Origin of the sequence: Marinobacterium aestuariivivens, assembly GCF_042661465.1 — a bacterium.
Taxonomy (GTDB): Bacteria; Pseudomonadota; Gammaproteobacteria; order Pseudomonadales; family Balneatricaceae; genus Marinobacterium_A; species Marinobacterium_A aestuariivivens.
In genome coordinates this window covers 3544094-3566445 of record NZ_JBHSWE010000001.1, presented here as the reverse complement: position 1 = coordinate 3566445, position 22352 = coordinate 3544094, and the positions used below count along the sequence as shown (strand labels likewise).

General features: G+C 56.0%; 26 protein-coding genes and 2 pseudogenes. 11 read left to right on the top strand and 17 right to left on the bottom strand.

Going from position 1 to position 22352, the window contains the following annotated elements:
* Window positions 1-204 precede the first annotated feature (204 nt).
* The 11 genes and pseudogenes from ACFQDL_RS18635 (at window position 205) to ACFQDL_RS18585 (ending at window position 9498) form a co-directional block, all read left to right on the top strand.
* A complete protein-coding gene (locus ACFQDL_RS18635) occupies window positions 205-1878 on the top strand; it encodes a cache domain-containing protein (RefSeq protein ID WP_379910335.1) in 1674 nt (557 codons plus the stop codon).
* On the top strand, window positions 1797-2339 hold the full coding sequence (locus tag ACFQDL_RS18630) for an adenylate/guanylate cyclase domain-containing protein (RefSeq protein WP_379913170.1): 543 nt from the start codon (window positions 1797-1799) through the stop codon (window positions 2337-2339). The genes ACFQDL_RS18635 and ACFQDL_RS18630 overlap by 82 nt, the downstream gene beginning before the upstream one ends.
* Before the next feature lie 185 nt (window positions 2340-2524).
* Window positions 2525-3151 carry a trimeric intracellular cation channel family protein gene (locus ACFQDL_RS18625; protein WP_379910334.1) on the top strand — a complete coding sequence of 209 codons (627 nt, stop codon included), beginning with the start codon at window positions 2525-2527 and terminating at the stop codon, window positions 3149-3151.
* Window positions 3151-3765 (top strand): annotated as a pseudogene (locus ACFQDL_RS18620) (TraX family protein); the annotation flags it as partial. The gene ACFQDL_RS18625 and the pseudogene ACFQDL_RS18620, both read left to right, overlap by 1 nt.
* A 181-nt stretch (window positions 3766-3946) precedes the next feature.
* Window positions 3947-4723, top strand: a complete 777-nt coding sequence (locus tag ACFQDL_RS18615; RefSeq protein WP_379910333.1) for a DUF1499 domain-containing protein — start codon at window positions 3947-3949, stop codon at window positions 4721-4723.
* A 206-nt stretch (window positions 4724-4929) separates the two neighbouring features.
* Window positions 4930-5340 (top strand): hypothetical protein, encoded by a 411-nt coding sequence (locus ACFQDL_RS18610; protein WP_379910332.1) that lies wholly within the window; start codon window positions 4930-4932, stop codon window positions 5338-5340.
* A 20-nt stretch (window positions 5341-5360) separates the two neighbouring features.
* Window positions 5361-6044, top strand: coding sequence for an FAD-dependent oxidoreductase (locus ACFQDL_RS18605; protein ID WP_379910331.1), 684 nt, complete (start codon window positions 5361-5363; stop codon window positions 6042-6044).
* Window positions 6005-6874, top strand: coding sequence for a GMC oxidoreductase (locus ACFQDL_RS18600; RefSeq protein WP_379910330.1), 870 nt, complete (start codon window positions 6005-6007; stop codon window positions 6872-6874). The genes ACFQDL_RS18605 and ACFQDL_RS18600 overlap by 40 nt, the downstream gene beginning before the upstream one ends.
* Window positions 6875-7391: 517 nt before the next feature.
* Window positions 7392-7790, top strand: a complete 399-nt coding sequence (locus ACFQDL_RS18595; protein ID WP_379910329.1) for a hypothetical protein — start codon at window positions 7392-7394, stop codon at window positions 7788-7790.
* Window positions 7748-9031, top strand: coding sequence for a DNA cytosine methyltransferase (locus ACFQDL_RS18590; RefSeq protein ID WP_379913168.1), 1284 nt, complete (start codon window positions 7748-7750; stop codon window positions 9029-9031). Before ACFQDL_RS18595 ends, ACFQDL_RS18590 begins: the two co-directional genes overlap by 43 nt.
* 2 nt (window positions 9032-9033) lie before the next feature.
* A complete protein-coding gene (locus tag ACFQDL_RS18585; RefSeq protein WP_379910328.1) occupies window positions 9034-9498 on the top strand; it encodes a very short patch repair endonuclease in 465 nt (154 codons plus the stop codon).
* Between the two features lie 251 nt (window positions 9499-9749).
* Here ACFQDL_RS18585 and ACFQDL_RS18580 read toward each other — a convergent pair whose 3' ends face one another.
* The 17 genes and pseudogenes from ACFQDL_RS18580 to ACFQDL_RS32890 all read right to left on the bottom strand — a co-directional run.
* Window positions 9750-10463 (bottom strand): hypothetical protein, encoded by a 714-nt coding sequence (locus tag ACFQDL_RS18580; RefSeq protein ID WP_379910327.1) that lies wholly within the window; start codon window positions 10461-10463, stop codon window positions 9750-9752.
* Window positions 10456-10830, bottom strand: a complete 375-nt coding sequence (locus tag ACFQDL_RS18575; RefSeq protein ID WP_379910326.1) for a hypothetical protein — start codon at window positions 10828-10830, stop codon at window positions 10456-10458. Before ACFQDL_RS18575 ends, ACFQDL_RS18580 begins: the two co-directional genes overlap by 8 nt.
* Window positions 10827-11201 (bottom strand): hypothetical protein, encoded by a 375-nt coding sequence (locus ACFQDL_RS18570; RefSeq protein WP_379910325.1) that lies wholly within the window; start codon window positions 11199-11201, stop codon window positions 10827-10829. Before ACFQDL_RS18570 ends, ACFQDL_RS18575 begins: the two co-directional genes overlap by 4 nt.
* Window positions 11202-11258: 57 nt before the next feature.
* Entirely contained in the window at window positions 11259-11834 is a 576-nt protein-coding gene (locus ACFQDL_RS18565) for a hypothetical protein (RefSeq protein WP_379910324.1), read from the bottom strand.
* Between the two features lie 83 nt (window positions 11835-11917).
* Window positions 11918-13060, bottom strand: coding sequence for a hypothetical protein (locus ACFQDL_RS18560; protein WP_379910323.1), 1143 nt, complete (start codon window positions 13058-13060; stop codon window positions 11918-11920).
* Between the two features lie 399 nt (window positions 13061-13459).
* Complete coding sequence (locus ACFQDL_RS18555; RefSeq protein WP_379910322.1) at window positions 13460-14245, bottom strand: DUF6339 family protein; 786 nt, start codon at window positions 14243-14245, stop codon at window positions 13460-13462.
* Between the two features lie 311 nt (window positions 14246-14556).
* Complete coding sequence (locus ACFQDL_RS18550) at window positions 14557-15090, bottom strand: hypothetical protein (RefSeq protein WP_379910321.1); 534 nt, start codon at window positions 15088-15090, stop codon at window positions 14557-14559.
* Window positions 15090-15659, bottom strand: a complete 570-nt coding sequence (locus tag ACFQDL_RS18545) for a hypothetical protein (RefSeq protein WP_379910320.1) — start codon at window positions 15657-15659, stop codon at window positions 15090-15092. The genes ACFQDL_RS18550 and ACFQDL_RS18545 overlap by 1 nt, the downstream gene beginning before the upstream one ends.
* Window positions 15660-15721: 62 nt before the next feature.
* Window positions 15722-16993 carry a hypothetical protein gene (locus ACFQDL_RS18540; protein ID WP_379910319.1) on the bottom strand — a complete coding sequence of 424 codons (1272 nt, stop codon included), beginning with the start codon at window positions 16991-16993 and terminating at the stop codon, window positions 15722-15724.
* A complete protein-coding gene (locus tag ACFQDL_RS18535; protein ID WP_379910318.1) occupies window positions 16990-17214 on the bottom strand; it encodes a hypothetical protein in 225 nt (74 codons plus the stop codon). Before ACFQDL_RS18535 ends, ACFQDL_RS18540 begins: the two co-directional genes overlap by 4 nt.
* A 206-nt stretch (window positions 17215-17420) precedes the next feature.
* Complete coding sequence (gene tnpC / locus ACFQDL_RS18530) at window positions 17421-18980, bottom strand: IS66 family transposase (RefSeq protein ID WP_379913166.1); 1560 nt, start codon at window positions 18978-18980, stop codon at window positions 17421-17423.
* Window positions 18981-19046: 66 nt separating this feature from the next.
* On the bottom strand, window positions 19047-19235 hold the full coding sequence (tnpB, locus tag ACFQDL_RS18525; protein ID WP_379910317.1) for an IS66 family insertion sequence element accessory protein TnpB: 189 nt from the start codon (window positions 19233-19235) through the stop codon (window positions 19047-19049).
* Between the two features lie 33 nt (window positions 19236-19268).
* A complete protein-coding gene (gene tnpC / locus ACFQDL_RS18520; RefSeq protein WP_379910172.1) occupies window positions 19269-20822 on the bottom strand; it encodes an IS66 family transposase in 1554 nt (517 codons plus the stop codon).
* A 50-nt stretch (window positions 20823-20872) separates the two neighbouring features.
* Window positions 20873-21220, bottom strand: a complete 348-nt coding sequence (tnpB, locus tag ACFQDL_RS18515) for an IS66 family insertion sequence element accessory protein TnpB (RefSeq protein ID WP_379910171.1) — start codon at window positions 21218-21220, stop codon at window positions 20873-20875.
* Window positions 21217-21606, bottom strand: coding sequence for an IS66-like element accessory protein TnpA (gene tnpA, locus ACFQDL_RS18510; protein WP_379910170.1), 390 nt, complete (start codon window positions 21604-21606; stop codon window positions 21217-21219). The genes tnpB (ACFQDL_RS18515) and tnpA overlap by 4 nt, the downstream gene beginning before the upstream one ends.
* Window positions 21607-21625: 19 nt before the next feature.
* The gene (gene tnpB / locus ACFQDL_RS18505) at window positions 21626-21841 is read right to left on the bottom strand and encodes an IS66 family insertion sequence element accessory protein TnpB (protein ID WP_379910316.1); all 216 of its coding nucleotides are present in this window, start codon (window positions 21839-21841) and stop codon (window positions 21626-21628) included.
* Window positions 21841-22011 (bottom strand): annotated as a pseudogene (locus ACFQDL_RS32890) (hypothetical protein); the annotation flags it as partial. The gene tnpB (ACFQDL_RS18505) and the pseudogene ACFQDL_RS32890, both read right to left, overlap by 1 nt.
* Window positions 22012-22352: the final 341 nt, after the last annotated feature.

Genomic DNA, 22352 nt, shown 5'->3' with positions numbered 1-22352 from the left:
GACCCTCCTGAACAAATCCATCCCGCCCTTTAACGCCCCCGGCGCGGGACTTGGCTATGTTTTACAGCAGGCACCGCCGTTTGGCGCCTTGCCGGTAGCCGGGCAACCGGCTGTCGGCAAGGCCTCCGCTGGCGGGATATCGTCCAGGCCCGGGCGCGCAGAAGCGTCCGTCGGTCCGGCAATTTGCGCAAGGGGGCGTTCGGGATGGCTCAATGGCCGCAAAAGTTTCGGGGACTGCGCAGCCGGCTCCTGCTGCTGGTGGCACTGGCGGTATTGCCCGCCTTCGTGCTGATCGTCAGCAACAACCTCGAAGCCCGGCGCATAGCGGCCGCCAAGGTGCAGACCGACATGCAGCGGTTGATACGCATGACCGTCGGTCAGCAGCAGCAGTTCATCGAGGGCGCCCGCCAGCTGCTGGCCGCCCTCGCCCACCTGCCATCCGTCCAGAACCAGAACGGCCCGGCCTGCAGCGCGCTCTTCGCCGATTTTTTAAGGCTGTATCCTTTCTATACCAACCTGGGTGCCGCAGATCTCGACGGCGATATTTACTGCAGCGCCCTGCGCATGACCCGGCCCGTGAACCTGGCGGACCGCTCCTATGCCATCGGCGCCCTGCGCACGCGCGATTTCGCCATTGGCGACTACCAGATCGGCCGCATCACCGGCAAGGCCGCGGTCAACTTCGGCTCGCCGGTGCTCGATGACGAGGGCGGCCTGCAGGGCATCGTCTATGCCGCGCTCGATCTGGCCTGGCTCGAAAAGCAGGCCGCCCAGGCCGGGCTCGAGCCGGGCACCTCCCTGACCCTGCTCGACCGCAACGGGACGATCCTGGTGCATTACCCGTCCGCACAACAGGCGCCAGGCACTTCGGTCGCCGAAACCCCGCTGTTTCAGCGCATAACCGCCACCGGCGGAACCGGGACCTTCGAGACCCGGAACCTGAACGGCGAAACGAGCCTGTTCGCCGTTGCGCCCCTGCAGGGAGGCAAGGCCACCGACAGTGACGAGGAGTACAACGCCTATCTGGTCATAGCCGTGCCCCGGCACCTGGCGTTCGCCGAAATCGATCAGCGCTTCATCCGCAACCTGCTGGTGTTCGCCCTGGTTGCCCTGGTCGCACTGGCGCTGGCCTGGTGGTTCGCCAATGCGTGGATTCTGCGCTCGGTGGATGCGCTTCGCGATGCCACCCGGCAACTGGAGGCCGGTCATCTCGGCGCACGCACCGGCGGTACGCCCGGCGAGGGCGAACTGGCGGACCTGGCGCACGCCTTCGACAGCATGGCCGACAAGCTGCAGGACCGGGAACAGAAACTGAACCGTTCCCTCGCGGAAGCCACCGAACTGAAAAACCTCCTCGACAACCTCTTTGCATCCATCGTCAGCGGCGTCTTCACCGCCGATCTGGATGGCAATATCAGCATGTGCAACCGTGCCGCCCTGCGCATCCTGGGCTTGCGGGACAGCTCGCAACTGGTCGGCCTGAACCTGGCCGAACTGCTGCCGCCGCTCGGCAGTTCGCTGTTGCCCTATCTGTACAAGGTACGCAAGACCGATGAGCCGCTGATCGGCATCGAACTCAGCCATGACCTGCCCCAGCGCGGGGCCGTGCACCTGCGCTTCAACATCTCTGGGCTCAAGGCCGCCGACGACACCCAGGGCATCGCCCTGGTCGTCGACGACATCACCGAAAAGAAACGCATGGAGGCGCAGCATCTGCTCCTCGAACACATGGTGTCGCCGGCCATCCTGGATCAACTCGACCCCGAACACCTGCAGCTGGGGGACGGCGCACCGAAATCACCGTACTGTTCGCCGATATCCACGGCTTTACCAGCATCAGCGAGCAGCTCAATGCAGAAGATCTGGTCGGCCTGCTGAACCGCTATCTTGCCGCCATGGCCAATGCGGTACTCGCCGAAGAGGGTACCATCGACAAGTTTCTCGGCGATGCCGTGATGGCCTGGTTCAATGCACCGGTGCCCCAGCAGGATCACGTGTTACGCGCAATCCGCGCCGCCCTCGCCATACGCCAGGCAATCCGGGTACTGCACGACGAACTCTCGCCCATCTTCCGGCTCTCCTTCGGCATCGGGATCCATGTGGGGGAAGCCGTGCTGGGGCTGGTGGGCACCCGGGACCGGATCGAATACACCGCCATCAGCGATGACGTCAACACGGCCAAGCGCATCCAGGAGCACGCCGGTCTTGACCAGATTCTGCTCAGTGCCGCCACCTACGAACGTGTCGCCGACCTGGTCGAGGTGCGGCCTGCCGTCGAAATTCAGGTCAAGGGCAAGCAGATGCCATTGAAAATCTACGAGCTCATCAAACTCAGGTGACGGACATTGCCGGCAGCCTTCACGACAGCGGCAGCAGGAACAAAATCCGGAGTTCCTGTAACGGTACAGACCGGTTGTCGTTATAGTACGTGGCGGGGCGCTTCAGCTGAGACGGCCCGACCTGGACAGGATTGCCGCCGAAGTTCCCGGGGCGTTGACGCATACAAAATTGGACCCGACAGACGATGCCATTCGATATAAGCGCTGCTGTGAACATCATGGGCCTGGCCGCTGTGGCCGTTTTTGCCATATCCGGCGCTCTCGATGCGGCCCGTCACAGAATGGATATCCTCGGCTTTATGCTGATCGGCACAGCGACCGGAATCGGCGGTGGTACGCTTCGCGATGTGCTGCTGGGCAGCGTACCGGTATTCTGGGTTCGCGAACCCGTCTGGATACTGGTGTGTCTGGTCTCCTCGGCGGCGACCTACTTCGTGGCGCCCAGGCTGGCCTCGCTGTCGCGGGCGCTGGTCTGGATGGATGCGGTCGGACTGGCGCTGTTTTCGGTGGTGGGAACAAAAGTCGCGCTGGATTTTGGCACCTCGCCCCTGATTGCCATCTGCATGGGGGTCATGACGGCGACGTTTGGCGGCATCGCCCGCGACGTGCTCTGCGGCAGCAACCTGACACTGATGAACGAAGAGCTTTATATCACCACGGCACTGGCCGGCTCCGTTGCCTGCCTCGGCCTCAGCAGCCTGAATGTTCCCGACAGCTATGACCTGCTCGGCGGTTTCCTGGTCGCTTTCGTGCTGCGCGCACTGGCGATTCAGTTCAACCTCAAGCTGCCCAACCCCTATAGAAAGGCCTGATGCAGACCGACAGGCCTGCGCTTCCACGCCTCACCCTGGCCGATGGAACCGTCGAGGCCCTGAAGTGGCTCGCGCTGATCCTGATGACCGGCGATCACGTCAACAGGTACCTGTTCAACGCCAGCCTTCCGGTTCTGTTCGAGATGGGCCGGCTCGCCCTGCCGGTCTTCGTCTTTGTCCTCGCGTACAACCTGTCCCGGCCTGGCCTGCTCGGGCGGGGTGCATACCCGCGCACGATCAGGCGCCTGGGCCTGGCAGGAGCCCTCGCCTCCCTGCCCTTTATCGCGCTGGGACAGCTTCAAAATGCAGGATGGCTGCCGCTGAACGTCCTGTTTACGCTCCTGGTGCTGACCGCAACGCTGTACCTGATCGAACGCGGGGACCTCGCCGCCGCCGGCGTGCTCTTCCTCGTCGGCGGCAACCTGGTGGAATACTGGTGGCTGGGCCTCGCCCTCGGCGTCGCCGTCTGGACCTACTGCAAACAGCCGTCGTTGCCGGCGGCGGTTGTCGCGCTATCAGCCTGCGCCGGCCTCTGGCTCATCAACGGCAACGGCTGGGCCCTGGCGGCGGTACCGCTGATCCTGGCCGCCACCCGCGTCGATCTGCGCCTGCCCCGCCTGCGTTGGGTTTTCTACGTATACTACCCGCTGCATCTCGGCGTGCTCTGGCTGATCCAAACAACCTTGAGCCAAAACGGATACCCCTTTCCTGATTCGAAGCGTCGGCCGACGGTCACCTCGACAGCCATAGAAGGTATGCTGAGAACAGCCGTGCTTCGATACCGAGGAGTCTGCAATGTCCATCCTGCGTTCGGGAAGTCGTATCACCGGTGGCCGCTGGCCGGCGCGCCTGTCCTGGCTGGCCCTGCTGCTGCTGATCGTCGCCGCACTGCTGATGGCCGGCGCCGGTCCGGGCTACCGCCTGGAGTGGCTCGGGCTGGGTGCCGCCTTCGGGGTGCTGCGCTACGGCGTTTACGTCGCCATCGGCGCCGGCGCCATGGGCATGCTGGCACTGCTCGCCGCCGGGCTCAACCGGCGCGCCGGCCCGGCGCTGGCCGCGGGCCTGGTCGTCGTCAGCGCCCTGGCTCTGCTGGCCGTGCCGTGGCAGCTCTGGCAACGGGCTCAGCAGGTGCCTCCCATCCACGACATCACCACCGACACCGGGAACCCGCCCGCCTTCGTGGCTCTGGCCGCCGCGCGCGAGGCGGCCCCCAACGCGGTGGACTATCCCGGCACCGGCACCGCCCGCCAGCAGATCGAGGCCTATCCCGACATCCGGCCGCTCGTCCTCGACCTGCCGCTCGACCTCGTACGCAACGCCGTGGAGACCACTGCACTGGATCAGGGCTGGGAGATCGTCGCCATCACCGACCATGGCCTGGAAGCCACCGCCACCACCCTGTGGTTCGGCTTCAAGGATGACGTGGTGATCCGCCTCAGCGAGACCGACGGCGGCACACGCGTGGACATGCGCTCCGCCTCGCGCCTGGGGCGCAGCGACCTGGGCACCAATGCCGGGCGGATCCGGACCTTCCTGGAAGCTCTGACACAGCGGGTCGCCGCTACGCAATGACAGGCGCGCCTGTCCAGCCGGTTTCGCCCAACCCACTTCGCAGCTCGGCACCGTGCGGCCTGGGAAGCCGGTGAACAGCCTGCCCGCTGGACGGCGGAACGGTGCAAGGCCTCGTCGTCGTTAGCTGTTCCGCCGGCACGGAACCATACTGTTATCGATGAGCAATAGATTTCAGCTCAGCCTGGCAGACGATGGCGGTGCGCCCCATGCAACGAAGGCAATTTCTCCTGTTCATACTGGGTGGCGGAATGGGCGTCCCCGGTTTATGCAGTGGCCAGACGCTGGGCCGATCCGCACCCGCCCCTGAAAGCCGGCTGTCGCTCCAGTCGATCGAGACGGCGATCGAACAGCTGCTTTTCGATCCCGCAGGCGCCAGGGCGATCGGTCGGCGTTACCTGGAGCGTTTCCCCGAACGGGCCAACCCTGCGCTGTTGCTGGAACATTCAGGCCTGGCCATGCGTCAAAACCCTCCGCCTGGCGGCGGGGCAGGGTCAAAAACCGCCATCGATCAGAGGCGCAGGCAGGACTTTCTCGCCGGGAATACCGTCATCCTCGAGGGCTGGATACTGGCGCAATCCGAGGCCTCTCTCTGCGCCCTGCTGGCGCTCTCCCCCTGAATTAACAGGCCATCCTGCGCATGATTATCGACTTCAGGCAACTCGACAACGGCACTGAGATCGAGGCCGATGTCTGTATCATCGGCGCCGGCGCGGCCGGTATCACGCTTGCCGGGGCACTGCGCGGATCCGGGGTCCAGGTCTGCCTGCTGGAGAGCGGCGGCTACGAATTGAACGAGGAGATTCAGTCCCTCTACCGGGGCGAGAAAAGAGGACTCCCCTACTGGGAGCTGCACCTGGCCCGCCTGCGCTATTTCGGCGGCAGCACCAATCACTGGGGAGGCTGGTGCGGCCCGCTCGACGAAAGCGACTTCGAGGCGCGCCCCTGGGTCCCCCATAGCGGCTGGCCGATCCGCAGGCAGGCGCTGGATGCCTACTATCCGGCGGCGCAGGCCCTGTGCGAGCTGGGCCCTTATCGCTACGGGATTGCCGACTGGGAAGACGACGCCCGCCGGTTTCCGGATTTTCACCCGGCCAAGCTGCACGCGCAGTTGTGGCAGTTCAGTCCACCGACCCGCTTCGGCACGGTCTACAGACGCGAGCTCGGGGAGGCCGGCAACATCCGGGCTTACCTCTATGCCAACGTCACCGAACTCGAGACCGACGAAAACGCCTCGCGGGTGCTAAGGGCACAGATTCGCACCCCTGGGGTCACAAGGGGTCGGTGCGGGCCCGGTATTTCGTCCTCGCCTGCGGCGGGATAGAAAACGCCCGCATCCTGCTGCTCTCCAACCGGGTCGCCAGGGCGGGACTTGGCAACCAATACGACCGGGTCGGGCGCTTTTTCATGGATCATCCCATGGTGCAACGCTCGGCCCGGGTATTCACCCGCGAACCGGTCAGGATCAAGGCGCTTTTCGAACCGATCGAAAAAGAGGACCAGCGCGCCCTTGCCGGCCTGTGTCCAACGCCGCTATCCCAGCGCACGCGGCGGATTCTCAATTGCAGCGCCACCTTCACGCGGGCACCCGATCCCCGTGCCGGTACGGACAGGGATGCCTGGCCGGCCGATCTGGAGAAAGAGCGGATAACCCTCATGGCAGACCTGGATGACGGCAGGTTACAACAAGGCGCCTTCTTCAATCTCACCACGCGCAGCGAACAGGCCCCCAATCCGGACAGCCGCATCACCCTGAGCCACGAACGGGACGCCCTGGGACTCAACAAGGTCTTGCTGGACTGGCGGCTCACGGAACTCGATTTTCAAACGATACGGATCAGCCTCGAACTGATCGGGGAAGAGCTTGGCCGTCTGGGCCTGGGGCACGTCCAGCTGGCCGACTGGCTGACGACAAACCAGGTGAACTGGCCCGATTCGCTGAACTGGGGTTCTCACCATATGGGCACGACACGGATGGCCGACAACCCCAAAGAGGGCGTCGTGGATCGGAACTGCCGCCTGCACTCGGTGACCAACCTCTATATCGCCGGCAGCTCCGTTTTTACCACCAGCGGTTACATGAATCCGACGCTGACCATCGTGGCGCTGGCGTTGCGACTTGCCGATCATCTCAAGGGACAATTTCCAGCCTGACCGGGCATGTCGCGAAGCGCCGGTGATGCTGCCGGCGGTTGACGAGGTAATCTGCTCCAGCAGCAGATAGTCGCCATCCTGGATGGGGTTGCGGCCGCCGTTCATCGAGTTGCCGGAGGCGCGCGCGATGAAATGCCGCCCCTGGCTGAGCGCGCCGAAACCCGTGGGCATGCGCACGAACTCTTCGGCATCGGCGCTACCGGTTTTGAAATGTCCGCAGGCGATGCGGATATTGGGAAAGAACGGCAACTGGGGTTGCGGCGGCCGGCGCGTCGCTGTCGTTCGCTGTGGTCGTAACGTCGGCGAAGGACGATCGTGGCAAGCGATCCCTGTAATGAGCGAAACGCCAATCCAAGACCTCCTGCGTCTTCCGCGTGAAGGTATCCAACGAGTCGATGGTGATGGTCTGCTGAAACGAGAAATACATTCTACATTAACGCTAGGGAGGCTCTATCTGTTGCCTAGCGACGTCCCCCTGATATCCTGGCAGCCATCTAACACACGATACAATCATCAGATGTCTTCAACAAAAATCGTAGATCTATTCGCCGGTCCCGGCGGTCTCGGCGAGGGCTTTTCGTCCTTAGAAAACGCATTTGAGATAGCAGTCTCCGCCGAGATGGACACTCACGCCCGCGCTACACTGAGACTCCGGGCATTTTTTCGCCTTCTAAAAGCCAACAGACCTGAGCATCTTGGTGACTATTTCGCCTTTTGTAATGGAAAAGCTCCAGTTCCATACAGCGAACACACTGAAGACTTGTGGGTTTTGTCAGGCGAAGAAGCACGCCAGATTAAGCTCGGTTCTCCGAAAGGAAACGATGAGCTGGAAGAGCAAATCAACAAAGCTGGATTGGGGAATAGCGACCAAGACTGGGTACTCATTGGCGGCCCCCTTGCCAAGCATATTCACTAGTTGGAAGAGCTAGAAACAAAGGCATTGCTGATTATAAAGCTGAGTCTGATCATCGACACTTCCTGTATAAAGAGTACTTAAGAATTATTCAAAGGTACTCACCCTCTGTATTTGTCATGGAAAATGTTAAAGGAATCCTGTCATCAAAAGTAAATGAGAAGCCTATTTTTCACGAGATTCTCAGAGATCTTTCGAATCCAAACAAAGCGTTAGGATTTGAAGAAGAAGACGAAAATAGTAAGTATCGTATTTGTTCACTTGTAACAGGTGACACTTTTCATCATAACGACTCGCCTGAAGACTTTGATGCTCGTAAGTTTGTCGTTAAAGCAGAGAAGTACGGCATCCCACAAGCTAGGCATCGAGTAATACTTATAGGTATTAGGGAGGACATCAAAGTCAATTGTGGAGTCCTGACAGAGAAAAAAACAACAACTGTTCAAGAGGCGCTTGAAGGTATACCTCCTTTAAGAAGCACGTTAAGCAAAGAAAAAGACTCACCAGACAACTGGCGAGTTTTAATATCAGATCATATCGATGATTTGATATCATACATAAAAAACTATCCTTCTTTAAAATTAGAAGAGCTGCTTCCATATCTTAGCGATGCTAAGTTTAATATCGAAAACAATAGAGCACCAGGAGGTCTTCGATATAATAAGAACCTATCGGGCCATCTCAAAATTTCCAATCCCACTTTTGATCATTGGTATCAAAAAGACGGTAGTAAATTGGAAGTATGGCTAAATCACGAGTCACGAGGACATATGTCAGAGGATCTGCGAAGGTACATTTATGCTTCATGTTTTGCATCAGCCTTTAAAAAGTCACCGAAGGGGCACCAAGAATTTTCTCTTCCTATGCTACGCCCCGAACACAAGAATTGGGAAACAGGCAAGTTTGCAGATCGATTTAGAGTACAAATGTACCAAACTCCATCTACAACTATAACAAGCCATATTTCAAAAGATGGGCACTACTTCATTCACCCAGACCCTAGTCAAGGTCGTAGTTTGACTGTGCGTGAAGCAGCGAGATTGCAGACATTTCCTGATAACTACTTCTTTCAAGGACCCAGAACGGAGCAGTTCAAGCAAGTAGGTAACGCAGTACCTCCATTACTCGCTTTTGAAATCGCTAAAATAGTGAAAGCAGTAATTAATAGAGAAGAGACTGTTATCTCTGAACATCAAAAGGCCAAAGACAAAATAAAAAATGACCAACAATTAGAACTAATGTAGCCATGACCGATGTACACGACCAAAAAACTCGCAGCCGTAACATGGCTGCGATAAAACCGGGCAATACCAAGCCTGAGTTATTGGTAAGGTCCCACTTACACTCTCTTGGCTTCAGGTATAGAATTCATGACTCTCGCCTTCCAGGCAAGCCTGATCTTGTATTTCCAAAGTACAAAGCAGTGATTTTTGTGCATGGATGCTTTTGGCACATGCACTGCTGCTCACTTTTCAAAATACCTAAAACCCGAACAGAATGGTGGATTAAAAAGCTTAACCAAAATAAAAAGAGAGACCTTTTAGCCCAAAAAGAATTAGAAGAACTTGGCTGGAAGGTTCTCACTGTCTGGGAATGTGCTATTCGGGGAAGGAACAAAGTGAATACGTCATCACTGATTTCGTCAATAGCCCAATGGCTGACGCTTGGCAGCTCGAGCAGTTCAATACCTTCCGATATCACTTCACACTAGTTATTAACCTTACTGACAAATAGGTGGACACTATTGCCAGACGGCAATTTGATGCTCTGGACTGGTTCGCCCGACGCTTAACGCTATCTTGCCATTTAACACCTCTGTTAAGGCATGACTTTACCAGTAAAATCGTTGTCTTGGATCATCGAATCACTACAGGAACTGTTTCCATTAGGCTATGAAGAAGAATCACTCACAACGAATAGCATAGAATCAGCATGTTCAGTCTGGCATAGCACTCCCGTTTTTCAGGCCTGCCTGAACCGATCGAATTCAGCCGGCATCAGGCTGAAAAAGTCATCGGGGCTCATAGCAAAAAGGTCATAATTGACCTTCAGTTGGTCCATCCAGCTTATATATCTGGCGATACATCCCGCGCTTTTTCTTGCAGCCGCACCTTTTTTGTAAGTATTGCGTTCAGGATCGTAGTAGAGCTGACTCGCAGTTCTTATAACCCCTTCGCAACTCAGCAGGTACTGTCTTGCCATTAGCTGTTCGACCAGTTCACCCCTGACAGGCAATGCGCCATTGAGCAGGAACTTAGCGTCCTCACCATAACGCGAGACGAGCTGCCAAGTAGTGAAAACAGAATGCCGGGGGCGGTGATTAAAGTTTTCACTAAGTATGTAATTGTATTCCTTGCTAGGCTTCCGGGACCCGTCATCCCTAGCCGGACAAAGCAGGTCGAACCAGAACAGCGCGAGACCACTCCAGAAGCCCCGGTCACCAAAAAAGCGAGCTGCATCTGCGGTGCCACCCAAGGTATCTACCAGATGTTCGCCCAGCAGATAGCGGGTTTCGAAATTGGTATTTACCAATGGCAGTGACTCACCGATGGGCTCTGATGTCGAGTCCTCATTCAGCAGGTAAATGGGCGTGCTCGGGGTACCTTCGTTTCGAAGCTCTAGGATAAAGTTTTCGAACTCAATCAGGCCGGCTTCGTTAAGCTTGCGTTCAATCATTATCATCCTCCATTGACCTGATCAGCTGATCACAAAGCCCAAACTGTTTGCTGAAGCTGTCCACTACATCCTCCACCCAGTTGTTCAAAGTAAGAGGATCTTTTTCAACTGGTCTTTCAATCGCGATGTGTTCAGCAAACCTGAGCCATCCGTCCGCTTCTTGGTTGTCTTCATCATCGTTCCACAGATAATGAAGAAGAATCTGACGCAACGCTGCTGGAAGCACTAAAGCCTGAAACATCGGATTGCTTTTTATCTGGTCAACGGCATTTGGGATTTTGCTGTTGATACAAAGCTGTGGTTTGCCACCTGTTTCAAAGTCAATCCTCCAGGTAACCTGTCCCAAAGGTCCGGAACGGACAGTCAAAAGACTCGCTTTATTATCCTCGTCATTATCCCCTCCGGCCGGAGCGCCTCGGCCTTAGCTATGAGGCGTCCAACATGCTCACTCTCATCGACAATAAGTGCTCTGAACAATACAGGGCCACTAAGTTCGAGTTGATCAAGTCGCGTCGTTGCAGGTGGTGAAATACGACCTACTTGGCCGAATTGGAACCGCTGAAGTGTGTTTTTGCGGTACGCCTCTATATAGATCTGTGCTTCTTCTGGCAGGCCCTTCTTGTTGAGGCTGAAATCCACACTGAATTCAGGCACCCCGTCCGCCGCAGATTCGATAAAGATCCTAAGCTCGCTAAGTTCTATTCTTCGACGACCAGTGTGGTTAATCGTTTTCTGCATCAGACCAGCCCTCTCTAGTCAGTTTTACTTTCACATCACGGTTATCGTCAAACCCGGTCACATGCAGCCCAAACGGGGGCTTTTCACTTCCAGCTGCAATACATTTTCAGCTCTGCTCACAACCTTGCCGGTTTCTTTCGTAAGAGCTATCTTCAGATTCCCACCCTGTCCAAGTTTGAAATCGTGCGGGGAGTATTTTTTAAATGGATTCCCGGCTTCCACATCGTAAGCCACCTCAATCTTTACCGCCTGTGGATAGTTATCAGGGCAAGCATCCTTCGGAGTGACAACGGAAAAACCACCATCAACAGTTGAAATACTGAAATGCCTTTGGCTAGGCTCTTTCGGGGGAGGTATTACGATAGGTGTTTTTTTCTGCTTTTTCTTTGAAGGCCCATCAGCTCCCGGTTCATCAATCCAGAAGAAATCATGGAGGGCCTGCTCATCAACCTCTTCAATTTCTTCAGATAAAAGGTCGTATAGCTGAACAAGAGACTGCTTGATTGCCTGGATGGGCTTATTCGGATTCCTGTAGTGCTCCTTCAGCTTCTCGGCACTCCCTATCCACTTCGTGTGAGCAGCATTCTCCGCATATCCGAGAAAAGAGCATATTTCTTCCTGATCAGCAATCATTGCTCCGAGGGCTTTCCGGTCTCTGAATTTAGTCTCACCAGGCAGGGTCAGCCCGCCACGAACATACAGGTCGACCCCTTTACTCAGGTCAGTGGGCTTTTTGAGAAATACCGCGAAATAGGTGCTTTCGCGCTCACCACTTTTTTAGTTAAAGTGACTGGTAAACTCAGGCTGACGAGCTTACCTTCAGCGTACCGCTCCCTGATGCTATCAAGTACTTCAGGCTCAAAGTCGTCTTCATCCAGCCGCCCATCATCGATCCAGCTCAAACGCATCGGTTGTATTTTCGAGCCTTCAAGCGCATAGGCCTCTTCAACGAAATCGAACAAGGCCTCGATATCAGCAAACTTATCCTTAGCGTACTGATGCGCCAATTTCCTGATGTTAGATGCGTCAACATCCAGCTCACCGAAGCGCAAGGTTAGCTGCTTCGTAATAATCGGGTAAAAATAGTTCGCGATGGCGGTTCCGATCATCGCTTCTATACTGAATTTAGGGTTGGGAAACGGAATGATTATTGAGAGTCCGTTCTCTCCGGCTTTTCGCTGTACCCCGAATTGCTTGATATAGCGGTTGACCTCCTCCAGATCCTCACCCGGGACAGGGAACTCCCTCAGTCGGTCCCCTGCATTCTCTACGTGAGCGAAGAAAGCATGCGGAGGGTACTCAAGCTCATCCACCTGCCGTAGCTTCAGGACAGTCTGCCCCATAAGATGGGGAATGCTGTCTCCATCGCGGAGTGTCACACCAAAAAAAACACCGACTTGGCTGGTTGCGGAATACACCAGCTTTCCCAACCCCCAGCGCCCACGACTTTTACCCGTTTTATGGGATTTGCCATGACGACGCCAGAAGTCCGAAAAGTTGTCATTATCCTTGCTGCTTACGCTGCCCGTAAGACCCTTCGTACCGAAGTCCTCTATCAATAGAATAGACGGGGAATCAAAAGGTACATCACTCAGATCAAGCCCTGCGGCACGCGCATGCACCAGCTGTTCATCAAGTATGCCCCCCAGAAATGCATCGTCCAAGCCGTCGTCAGCAGTCAGCATCCGAATTGATACATGGACCTTGGGAGGATCATCAGCCGCTGCGTCTAGGGAGTTCTGAATGGCTTCCCGGATTATCGTTTCAGAAAGCTCGACCTCATCGTTACTGAACTGATCTCGTTGTGTAACCTCGGTCTCGACCTGGCCGGGGAGCTGCGGGGAGAAGAACCACCTCATATCGAACTCCTTGTCTTCCTGTTGCGACAAGAGTAACCGGGTGATATGAGGATTTCAAAACATTTAATACTACTGCTAATGCCCGGTATCGCAAAAGAGCGCGAAGCCGTACCTGTAGCCGCAGTAATCCACAGGAGCATGGAAATACATCCATCCTAGCTTATGGCTGACCATAATCGATCAAGATATCGTCGGCACAACAAAAGTTCTATAGATCGGTATTTCTTGTTTTTCTTTTATTTCCGTTTTAATACACCTAAGCATACCGCCAGCTCGGAAACACGGTCGTAGTACCGGAGTTGGAGTCAGCTGCCAAGCAGATGATAGACAGAATCATGGCAGCCAAGGAGAAGCAGACCGAGATACCTGACCTGCTCCAATTTATTTATACTGTTAGTTTCAGGCATTGGTTGCCTGAGCACCTGCTAAGGCATGCGCGGCAGCGAGGCTGACCAGGTTGTTGATCCCCTCAGCATCCAAGGCGCCCACGTCACGATATCCATGTACCAAAGTCAGGTACTGCATGACGCGATGGAGGTACTTGTCAGTTGCTTCGGCCCCGAGATTTGCTGCATGGTCCAGCACGGCAGCTCTTACGTGCGGAAAGGCCCCGACTTCCCTGTCAAATATCGCGTTCAGACGATCTTCGCTTCTGAACACCTCGCGGGTGTATGCGTATGGGTCATCCTTTGCTATGCCTTCTGTCGCATGTGGCGAATAAGTAAGATGAGCAACCCACCAGAGACGGGCGATTCCATGGCGCACGAGCCTACCTCGAGTAATTGAACCAATGGGAAGCATCCAGCGGTCTTTTACACGTCGTTTCCAGGCATCTCTGTCTGAGTCAGATGCCAGTAGTGGCCATCTCGCCTCCATATAAGTGCGGTATGTGCCGAATGCAAGGTAGTTCCACAATCGGGCATCTGCGGCATTTGCGAGTTTCAACTCCCCTAGATACTCATGAACGCAAGGTGCATTTTCAATATCAACTGCTCTGGTACCCGTTGCCTTGAGCATATCGGGAACGCCCAAGCTGACGGGCAGTGCCAGCTGATTATCGGTCTTAGTCAGGATGGCATTGGCACTGGCCAGAAATACTTCAGGTTCAGATGCTGACTCAAGTTGGGCAAAGAGGTCGAGTACCGCGGATTCAGTGAGCGCCCTAACTTCAGGTACTTTGGTCATCAGTATTCATCCTCTGTTGTCAGCCCAGCACAAATAGCAGAGTCAATCGGGCTCTCAAGGATCTTTTGCGCAAGGTCAAGAATGGATTGTTCCCACCCCCTCGATCTTCCACAAGCTGGTCAATTACAATGAACCAAGCCTTGTCATCAAGTGGCTCAGCATCCCTGTTAGCTTTCATAAAAAAAGCGTTTCTATAAGTGCTGGTAGTACAACCAAGCTAATCTGGAGGTCCGGCCTGTTGCTGAACAATTTGAAGTTATCGAACGTTTTTGCGGGCAGCTGAACATGAACAGTCTCGTCGCTGTCGAAAGTCACAAGTATTCGCTTGTGACGGCTGGTACTGCGGACGAAACTGAAACAGCTGCCAACTGGAGGGTCCAGCGGATCGTAGAGCTTGTTAACTCCGAACCTGGTCGTTCCCCCTCTGCCAGCAGATCCCCCGGCTGCAGATCAAACGCTGCAGCTCCGTAGTCATCGTGCTGCCTCTCCCATGAGTAGCCCGAAATGGCACTGGTTGTAATCACACGAAATTCTAAAACTACATCCCCCTTTACGAGATCCTGATCCAGCCACGCCCTGAGGTGCATGCCTGCCTCAGTTCGCTGGTATACAGCTGGTTCCATCTCACCTGTCGATATGGTTGAGGAGCAGCTCCAGCGAAGGCTATGCATGGCCTCGCCGCTGTCCAGCAATCTGATCAGGTCTTGGTCATCAGCCAGAATCTCGTATGTGACTTCGATGTCCTGCTGTGTCGTTCCAACACAAACATTGCGAACCTCGAATTGAGAGTCTACATCGTCAGACTCATCGATTATTGGGTGAGGATAGGAGCCACGTTTTGCCATCAGACAGCCTCCAGGCGATACCGCTCGCCAGCCGGAACATAAATATCAATACGGGTCTTCTGACCTTGTGACAGTCTGATGTTCCTGAGCATATTTCCGGAAAAACTGACATCTACTTTACCATCAGGCCCATGCAGGACCGCTCTAGAAATCCCGAGCTCAAAACCTTTCTCAGGCTCGCCTCCCGGACCCAGCGCTACAAGCTCCAAGTCGCCCGACTCATCACTTTCGGCAATAATTGCGACTGCGATAATAGCAGCTGTCGCATCGTCAGTTGGTGCGCTCCAGCTTCTGAAGCGAAGATCGCGCCCCCGGATACGGGATGCTCCCTCACCGTCTGCACCAAATCCCGGAAGAGGACCGCCTTCTCTTTTTCTTCGGCGGGGTCCACCACGGTCACGACCCTGCTCGATTTCTTCATCATCAACTCCGCCTACTGCCGGTCTGCGCACTTTAACCTGCACTTTCCTGCCGGGCTTCTGAACGACCGGTTCAACATCTGACCGGGCACCGGTGACAGAGCTAGATTCAATCGTGCTGCCTTCTGCATCTAGTTCAGAAGTAGGCATGGCGGGGTCTCCGGATCTCCCATCCCCCACGCTATTCGTGGGAAGGAATCGCGCAAGACCATCTATTTCCACAAGGTCGCCGATTTCCTCCCTGACCCGGTCTTTGAGCGCCTCTCTGACAAATTCCTTGAGCGAACGCACCACAGTGACACCATAATGTGGATCTCTGGCAGCATCCCACATGTGATGCTGGGGGGCTCGAGAGTACGCAGGTACTTATTGCCTTTAGTCTCCTCGCAAATCAGAACCGCCGCGTACTTGGCGGAAATGGAATTGTGTTTAAAGGTATCAATCTTCATCAACGGTGCACGCATAGTTATGGTGTGCAGTTTCTTTTCCAGCCGATCATCAATGTTCACATACAGCCGCACTTTACCAACATGCGGCAGATCCGCCTCCGTGGGATCTGGGTCCTTCAGCGCTCGATAAAAAGCGTGTAATTCGGGCCGTTTTTTTGCGAACCCTCCGAGCGTGTCTACATCAAGTCTCCAATGATTGCCGAGGGCACACCCCTCGACCACGAGTCGGCCTTGATCAATAGCCGCCATGAAGTTGTCTATTAGTGCTTCGCGGAGGCGTTCCAGTTCGGGATCATCTTCAGCCATCCGATAGCCGAGAATGTAAATGTCCGTACCGGGCTCAGTCCGCTCATCGAAGGGACCAATTGCCGGTGCCGGCCGTGGATATGAGAAGTCATCTGCGTCCAGTAAGGTGATGTATCCCTCAGCCCTATAGCTAATCCCTTCCAGTTCATGTGTTGCGAGCCTTGTGTACCCAGCCATAACCGACCGGTCAGAGTCCTCAGGAAGGGAGGTATAGATTACCGTTGACAAATTCGATGCCATGGGGCCGACGGCAGCCCCAATTCCGAATGAACCACCGCGTTCATCATCCTCCGATCCGCCCTTTCCTCGTGTCAGCCGACTGAGTGGAGAACTGCGGGAACTGAGCGATTCACTGCCGGTTAAACCGGTGGTGTTGTAATCAGATATACGAAGGACAGGGATTTCTTTCTGTTTAGCCAGCTCTGCAGCCTGAACCATGCGTTCATGCCCCTGCTGGCCGACGGTCTGGGATGCTACCGCATCCAGATGCTCCCGTAACTGCTCGATTCCGGGAATTTCCTCGGTAAGCATTGATGCCAGTTCGAACTCCATCCTTATCGGGCCTTCAGCACTCTTACCCCGGTTGTCTAGGGTGTTCTGTCCGGTCTCCCGAACAACAGCATCGCCGGCATGAGAACCCTCAAAGTACTGCTGGGAAGGGTCAATAGGGCCTTCGTCACCAGATCTGCCCTGCTTTTCAAAGTAGAAACCGAATCCGTCAATGTTCACGAGAATTTTACCTTCCTTGCTGATTCAGAATTCATGTTGAAAAGTGCTCTTGTTTCCTTCAATTCCTGCTCGATCGGGGCGAACAGCCGTTCCACTTCGTCCTCGGAGTAGGAGTAGTTCTTTGGATTGGCAAGATTGCCCAGCAAGGCTATTTCGCGTATCAGCCGATTTCCTCTGGATTCCGCGAGACGCCGGAAACGCTCATTCTTCGACTCTTTCATGCTGAAATACATCCGATATACATTGTCTATATATCCAACATATAGACAACATTTAGCACCACGTCAACTTTTCTTCTGGAACTTGCTGTTAACTTGTATGGAATTCCCCCGTAGCTACAGCTGGCTCGGTGTGGAAACAAGCGGGTGTCAGGGAGATCCAAAACCTAAAGTCAGCTTATTTCGCTATAACGAAGTAGAGTAAGCGGTCATTCTGAGGCGGTATTGACCACCCGATAGAGATCTGAGCGCAGCGGATTGGCTGCGAACTTGGCCTTCCACAGCCGAGGTGTCAGGTCTTCAACCTGACTGGCGGGATGGCGGCCGACCCGCAGCAAGACATCGGTCAGATAGGTATAGGGATTGATGTCGTGCAGCTTGCAGGTGCTGATCAGACTTTGGATGATCCCGACGTGCTCGGCGCCCAGTTCGGTCCAACAGAAGAGCCATGAGCGCCTTCCCATGGGTATGGGGCGCAGCGCTCTCTCCGGATGGTTGGTGTCCAGCGGCACCGCCGGATCTTCCAGGAATACCCGCAGTTTGTGCTCGCGGGCGAGCACATAATTCAAGGCCCTTTTCAGAGGATTCGACGGCGTCAGGTCAGCCCGTTGCAGCTGCGTCTGACTCCACGCGAAGAAGCCATCGACCGGCGGCTTGCTGTGCGTCAGCCGGTACTGCTGCTTTTTATCGTCGCTCAGACGCTGCTCGCGGATCTGCTCCTCGATCCGGTACAGCGCGGCAATGTAGTCCAGGGCTTCGCGTACCACTGCCGGTTCGGTCGATTCCGCTTCGATAAACTGGCGACGACTGTAGACCCAACATTGCGCATGGATCACCGCCTCGTACTGCTGCGCATAGCGTGCATAGGCGGCATAACCGTCGCTGATCAAGGCACCGCTGAAGCCTTGCCGCAGCAGCGTTTCGATATGCTGCCGTCCCCGGCTGGCGGAGAAGGTGAACACGACCTCGTCCTGATAGCCATACAGCGGCCAGAACCAGCTCTGCTTCAGCTTGCCGGGCCCCGCCTTTCCGGCCTTGATCGGCGTTTCGTCCATCGCCAGTACCCGGCTCAGCAGCACGCTGGCCAGCTGGGCATCGACGATGGGGCGCAGCAGGTCGATCGCGCGCTTGGTCAGGTTGGTCCGCGTCGTCCGGCTGAGCGTGATGCCCGCCTGCTCGATACGCCGATACTGACGGTGCAGCGGCAGGTGATAGAGGAACTTGTCGACCAGCAGACCGACCAGCAGGCTGACGTCCGCTAGGCTACGGTCCAGGACGTTGGACGGCGCCGGGCTCGGCAAGGGCTGCTCGCTGCCTTTGCGCTTCACCACCGGGCGGTCGTACTGCAACACCACATAGCTGGCCGGACGCTGTGCCAGACGGAAGGTGTTCTTGGTGCCGATGATCTCGAACTGATCCGCCTCCGGCCCGTCCAGCTCCGGCGCGGTCAGCGCGATCACTTCTACAGGCACCTCGGCATAGAAGCGCAGCCCCGTGTCGTTGACGCAGTCATCGGGGCGCTGCTTGGGGGCCTTGCCGCGCTGATAGGTGATAGTGACCTGTTCGCCTTCCGCCGGTGTTGCGGGTGGCACTGCGCCCAGCAGGCTGGGCTGGTGCGGGTTGTCGACCGGACGTTTCTCCGACTTCTGGCCGAACAGTTGCCGCTCGAACCACTCCACCCGCTGCCGCAGGGCGGCATTCTCTTCCCGCAACGGGCTGTTTTCGGCATTCAATGCCGCCAACTCCGCGACCGTCAGGTCGTCGTCGATGCTGGTGCGGGGCTGGGCTGGGGTGCAGAAGTCGTCGTCATGGCACTGGAGTATACCCAAAAGCGATCAGGATGGGTGGTGATAGCGCTTGAACCGGCGAGCCTTCTCCACCTCGATGCCATCTAGGATCAGTTGCAGGTCGGTCCAGGTCAGGGCCTGCTGTCCGCTTGCCGAAGGCCTGACCTGGAACTGGCCTCGTTTGAGGCGTTTACTCCACAGACAAAAGCCCGACGGTTCGAAGTACAGCACCTTCATCTGGGTCTTGCGTAAGCGTTGACTGCTTACACCCTAGATGGCCTCAGCAACCTGCGAGTCGTCGAGGTTGATGTTCCAGGGGAGCAGGCTTTCGACGTCTGATGCCCTGGTATTGTTGATCCGTTTCAGTACGGCTGTCAGGTAAGCTTTCGGATCGATACCGTTCAACTTCGCTGTACCCATGATGCTGTAGAGCGCCGCACCGTAATGCCCGCCATCCTCAGATCCAGCAAAAAGATGATTTTTCCGCCCCAAGGCCAAGGGACGGATGGCACGTTCAGCGGCATTGTTATCGATCTCGACTCGACCATCGTTGAGATACAGCGTCAGGCTATCCCACTGCTTACGGGCATAGTTGATCGCTCTCCCCAGGGCAGAGCCTTTAGAGCATTGCCGAAGCGTCTGATCCAGCCAGGCATGCAGATCATCCATTAACGGTTTGGCCTGTCCTGCTCGATAAGCTTGCCGTTCATCGGGTGGCCGGCCATTGATCTGTTTCTCTACGCTATACAGCGCGTTGATTCGATCAACGGCCTCCTGTGCTACAGGACTTTGTGTGGATTCTGCCAGTTCAAAGAACTTTCTTCTCACATGCGCCCAACAACCGGCTCTCGTGATGCCTGATTGAACCGCCAGGTTGTAACCCGCATAGGCATCTGCCTGGATAATGCCGCAATACCCTTTCAGGTGAGCGGCTGGCTCTTTCCCAGATCGCGTTGTGCTGTATTGGAACCAGACCGCCGGTGCGGCATCACCAGCCCAGGGACGATCATCACGCACATAGTTCCAGTAGCGTCCCGTCAGGGTTTTACTGTTCCCAGGCTTGAGCGTGGGCGCTGTGGTGTCGTCGGCATGGAGCTTGTCCGCATCCATGACATGGCTGCGGATTGCCTGGACCAGGGGTTCCAACAGTGCACCGGCACGACCCACCCAGCCCGCCAGCGTGGAGCGATCCAGATCGATACCCGCACGCCTGAAGCGCTCTTCCTGACGGTAGAGAGGTAGATGATCAGCGTATTTATCAACGATCACTTGCGCGATCAGCGCCGCCGAAGCGATCCCCTTATCGATCACACGCTCCTGTGCAGGTGCCTGGGCGATTCGATCGCAGGCACTACAGCTATATTTAGGCCGAACCTGCCGGATAACGACATACTGTTCTGGAACCACATGCAGCATTTCAGAGGTATCTTCTCCGATCAGCTTCATATCCCCACCACAGTCGGGGCAGTTACAACTGGAGGGTTCGTAACGACGCTCCTCGCGGGGAAGCGATTCGCTGAAGCGTTTGCGGCTGCGCGAGGTAGACGGCAGCGTTGCCGAGATGTTGGAACTCGGTGATATTTGCGCGAGGGCCGTTTCGGTATCTTCGATCAGAAGATCGAGCTGGTCTGAGCTTCCAGATCGTTCGCTGGAGCGACCAAAGCGATTCCGAAGCAATGCAGCCAGGCGGAGTTCGAGGCGCTCTGTCCGAGTCTTCTCTGCGGTGAGGTCCTGCTGCAAACTGGCCATGTCCTGCTGCATAGCAAGTACCATCTGCTTAAGCAGTTCTGGATCACTTGGCAGGGAGTCAGCGGTCAATTTCATGGCGTTAATTTTACCATGAACCTGCCTGGAGACCCCGTATTTATTGGGTTTTATGCTGATAGAACAGGGCGTTCAGTGCGCCTCGGCGTCCGCCAGTCGATCCCTTCGAGTAGCATGGACAGCTGTGCAGACGACAGGTGAATGACACCGTTCTGTGCCTGCGGCCAGACAAAACGTCCCTGCTCAAGACGCTTGTAAAACATGCAGAGCCCCTGACCATCCCACCAGAGCACTTTGATGCGATCACCTCGCCGACCTCGGAACACGAAGAGATGCCCTGAGAAGGGATCTTTATCGATCTGGTACTGAACATGGGCGGCAAGACCGTCAAAGCCCTTTCGCATATCCGTATAGCCTGCGACCAGCCAGACGTGCGTTCCGGAGGGTAAACCGATCATGCCAGTGTACTCAGTATTTGGCGGACCAGGGTCTCGCTCGGATTGCTGACGGTTATTTGATGGCCTGAGGTGAATTGGATCGTCAGGGTCGCTTCGATTGGCCGGATCGGTTCCGGTACATGAACCTGTGTTGCTGGTGTTAATGCTGTGGGATCAGCCGTGGCCGCATCATCCACGACAATAGGCAATATCGGTGCCTTCGCTTTTTTGACCCAGCGCGCCTCGTCGCGATACTCACGAATCCAGTTCGACACCATATTGGCATTGATGTTGTATTTGCGGGCAACAGCGGCCTTGGACAGAGGCCCATCCAGCGCTTCGCGGACGATTTTCAGTTTGAGTTCTGGCAGGTATCGACGGCGAGGCGGTAGTGTGGATTCAGGCATGTTACGTTCCCATCTATTTTTAAATGGGAACTTCACATCTCACGTATTCTGAAACAACGTGTAACCAGTCAACGCTTACGGTCTTGCGCCGATTGACGAAGACAAAGTACTGACCACTGAGCGGTTCCCGGTCGAGTCGGTTCTTGACCAGCGCGCTCAGACCGTCGAAGGACTTGCGCATGTCGGTCGGCTCGGTACAGAGCCAGATCCGGGCCTGACTGCCGGGCGTGAACATCAGGACTGGCTCAAGCGCAGCTCGACGCCATTGCCGAGACTCAGCACGATGTTCCAGCCACGCCCCGGTATTGTGGCGGCCAATGCGGCCAAGTCGATGAAGTTCGCCTCGGCGGCTGGGGCCGTGGCGGTCTTTACCAGCCGTTTGCGCCAGATGCAAAAGCGGTTGTAGCTGACGCCCTTGTCGTGTCAGAACGCTTCAGCGGACAGACCACTGGTCTGCCACTGCTCGATCAGAACCTGCCACTGTTCAGTGGAGATGCGGGGTGCGCGGGCTTGGGTCATGGTGCTACCTCCTTGATGAAAGTGAGGCCAGCTTATCGCGTGAAAACCACGCTCGGCATAACGCCTTGGAATGAACGCTTACGAAGTAGATGAGGTCTATAGGCAACGATCGCTATGTGCCCTTAGGAGACGAATAGCCCAACCATTGGAGTAGCGGCATGGAGTGCAGATGCAACCGATGGACACAACACTTCCGCCGAGAAGAATACCGGGCAATAGTGAGTTGA